This window comes from Microcoleus sp. PH2017_05_CCC_O_A, from assembly GCF_020738785.1.
GTDB lineage: Bacteria > Cyanobacteriota > Cyanobacteriia > Cyanobacteriales > Microcoleaceae > Microcoleus.
The window spans coordinates 1-3,293 of the sequence record NZ_JAEQCB010000275.1; the positions used below are offsets into that span (position 1 = coordinate 1).

General features: G+C 44.9%; 3 protein-coding genes. All 3 read right to left on the reverse strand.

Annotated elements, in window-relative coordinates; all coding sequences use genetic code 11:
• Nucleotides 1–305: 305 nt before the first annotated feature.
• The 3 genes from JGK20_RS33620 to JGK20_RS33630 all read right to left on the reverse strand — a co-directional run bounded on the left by JGK20_RS33620 (nucleotide 306) and on the right by JGK20_RS33630 (nucleotide 2,864).
• A complete protein-coding gene (locus JGK20_RS33620) occupies nucleotides 306–1,046 on the reverse strand; it encodes a Uma2 family endonuclease (protein ID WP_293193981.1) in 741 nt (246 codons plus the stop codon).
• Between the two features lie 297 nt (nucleotides 1,047–1,343).
• On the reverse strand, nucleotides 1,344–2,438 hold the full coding sequence (locus JGK20_RS33625) for an ArsA family ATPase (protein ID WP_293187171.1): 1,095 nt from the start codon (nucleotides 2,436–2,438) through the stop codon (nucleotides 1,344–1,346).
• A gap of 225 nt (nucleotides 2,439–2,663) precedes the next feature.
• Nucleotides 2,664–2,864: a DUF2862 domain-containing protein gene (locus tag JGK20_RS33630; RefSeq protein WP_293155850.1), complete on the reverse strand. Its 201-nt coding sequence runs from the start codon at nucleotides 2,862–2,864 to the stop codon at nucleotides 2,664–2,666.
• Between the last annotated feature and the right edge of the window lie 429 nt (nucleotides 2,865–3,293).

Sequence of the window (3,293 nt, forward strand, 5' to 3'; positions counted from 1 at the left end):
TCTGGTGATGAATCTTTCTGCCAGGGTACGGCAGGCTTTTTGGCTTTTTTTCTGTCTATTTCATAACAAAAACCTTTTTTGATGTTTTTTGGCTTAAATCATTGGTAAAAGCTATGTTTTGCCATCATAAAATTAACACAACTTATATTGTCGAGGCGATCTCAAATTCACTCATCTTTCTAAATGCTGTTTTCTGACTTTTTCAGCAAGCCCTAATTATGCGATCGCCACCCCTTGACAGGTCAAGACAGTATCTACGGAGATTATGTACGCGATTTAAATCGGCGTTTAAATTGCCCAATCATCTATTGCAATTGATTTGGATCGATTCCCATTGCTCGGAGTTGAGCTTCTAAGGCTTGCGATCGCGATCGTTCTTGCTCGAGCAAAGTTTCAGCCTCAGTCGCCCGTTCCTCTGCTTGTTGTCGCAGTTGCTCTGCTTCAGTCGCTTGTGCTTCCGCTTGGCGCCGCAGTTGAGCGAGTTCCACAAAACTCATAAATGCTTCTCCGTTTGGCCCGAACATTTCGAGTCCGGTTTCAGATAATTGGAACCGCACGCCCAATCTCGGACTGATCCAACCGTCTATTTGTTCGATCGCCTCTAACTCTTCCTCAACCCGCTGCCATCCTGTCAATTCTAATGTTTGTGGGTCGTACAAATAGTATTCTTCCACGCCGTAACGTTCGTAAAATTTGAACTTTTGAATCATCGGAGCAGGCCGATTTCCCGGCGACCAAATTTCAAAAACGACTTGCGGCGGAATATTATCTTCATTCCACTGTTGATAGGAACCTCGATATCCTTTTGGTCTACCAAAAACTACCATCACATCTGGTGCTTGGCAAAGTTTATTATTTCTTTCAACGGGATACCAAAGCAAGTCGCCGGCTACGAAAACATTCGGGTCATTCGCAAACAATAGTTCGGAATTTTCCTTAATCCAAACGATTAATCGAAACTGCTCAGTATTGTCTGACATTGGTTCTCCGTTATCGTCAGGGTATACGATGTTTTGTTGGTCGGGAGATTGCAGTTGTGTAACCATTGCTGTTTTCCCAAATTTGCTAATGATTTTATATTATAGACGCACTGCGGGCGATCGTATTTTCCAAGATTTATCGATAATTTTCAGTGTTTGTGGTCGTAGGGTGCGGATCCATGAAAAATCCCTAAATTATAGCCTTTCTCGGAAAGATGAGGTATGACTGACAGCTTATATAACCATTTAAACGTATAGGGCCCAAGCCCAACAACGTACCCCATACAACTACTAATAAAAATAATGTGGAACGGGCATCTTGCCCGTTCCAAAATTTACCCAAAATCCCGAACAACTTAACTGCTAAAAAGAAATAATCAAGTAACCATTCTGGAATTTAGCACCTGTGACAGATTTTCCAGTTAGCGCCGGAGGAAGCAAGATATTGCGCCGCTGATCGCCCGCTTCGATCGTCACTTCCGGCCCGGATTGAATCAATTTAATTTCTTTCTTGTCAAACCCAGGCAAAAACAAACTAACTAGACGCTGTGCAGTGTTGATGTTAATCGGTTTAGGAGCTTTCCCAGCTTCAGAAAAATCTGGCAAAGCATCAATTAACGGCTGCCAATTATTATCGCTGTGGGCCGGCACAGAAACTGCTGTCAAAGGATCGAAATCAGCAGCAATCGTTTCTGTAAGCGGTGCTTGATTGACAATCACACCGCCGACAGTTAAACCAATTTGTTGAGAACTTCCCCACAAATAGCGCGCAGTGCCGATCGCACTTGCATCCCCAGTCGTCACCAAATAAGCGGCGGTGCGGTTCGGATCTGCCAGCGCTTCCTTACCCTTATCCAACAGATTATCGACTTGCTTGGTAGATTGAAAAGCATTGTCTCCCGACATATCCACCGTCAACACGGTACTGACAACCGGTTGAATAAAAGGCGACAAAGCTTTCCCCAAATCCGAATCTACCAACGCTTGGCGGAAGCGACGGATGTACCAGCTCAAAATTTCCGGCATTCCCAACATCCGCAGCGTATCCATGCCGCCGCTGCCGTCATACACAATGACATCGTATTGTTTGCTGTCGTCGTATTCCCGAAGTTCGTTCAACGCCAGCGCGCTGTCCATCCCCGGTAACACTCCCAATTCTTGCCCGTAAATCTGCTTGAAAAACGGAGTGCGGACATATTGAGCTTCTAGTTGTTTAATTTCGTCCCACCTGCGTTCTAGCAGCGGCGCGCTGTTCACCTGAACTGCTTTGAAGTTGGGGGCGATTTCCTGTGGCGTGGGAGTCAGGGGAACCCCTAGCAGAATACCCAATGCAGGCCCCGGATCTTGGCCGAGTAGCAGAACTCGCTTGCCTTGAGCCGCATATTTTTTAGCTGTTGCGATCGCGATCGTGCTGCGGCCAGTGCCGCCTTTGCCCAAAAATGTCAAAATCAAAGCCATTTTCTGTTCTCAGTGCCAAAGCTTACTACTTAACATTTAAGCGCAACCTTCAGCCAGAGTTGTCAGTTGTCAGTGGGTAGTTGTCAGTGGTTAGTGGGCTGTGGGCAGTGGGCAGTAGGTAGTTGTTCTTTCTGATTCCTGATGTGTGAGTTGTTAGCTGCTACCAATAACAACTGACAACTGACAACTAACAACTGCCCACTGCCCACTGACAACGGCCTTCTACTAAACTGCTTCTAGCTCATCTTCAAAGAACCAAGTCGCAAAACCGTCAAACTTGACAACCACGCCTACTCCGCTGCCATCAACCATTCTGAATCCGTCAACAGTGCCTACTGGATTTTCCTTTATCTTGCCCACCATATTTGCAGGTATCCGATCTCTGAGACGGCGTACCTTAACTCTCTGACCTACTTCTATTGCCACTGAAATTGTTCTCCTGCTCTACATAACTTATATACAAGCGTTCATTTTACAGTTTGGCGGTCTCGATCGAGCAGCAACACCACCGGGCCCGATCGCCCGCCATGATTTTCCAGCGAAATTTTCGATCAAATTTCCCTAAAAGACGGTATTATAAAACTTTATTAAGTTTGTAAGCAGTAGTAAGCAATAGTAGTATCATATAGTCAAAATGGTCAACTGAGAGAATTATTGCGATCGTCCAAAAATGGAGAGTCTGAATGCAACTAGCAGAGAGGCACATCATTAAATCCACCGAGAATCGTTTTGTTGAAATTGACGAATTAGCCTTTAAACCCACATTCCGCAGATATTCGATCGGATTTAATTTCAAAAGAATTCAGAATTCTCAAAACCTCAAATAATTGCTCTGCAATCATTTGAGGCTTTTTT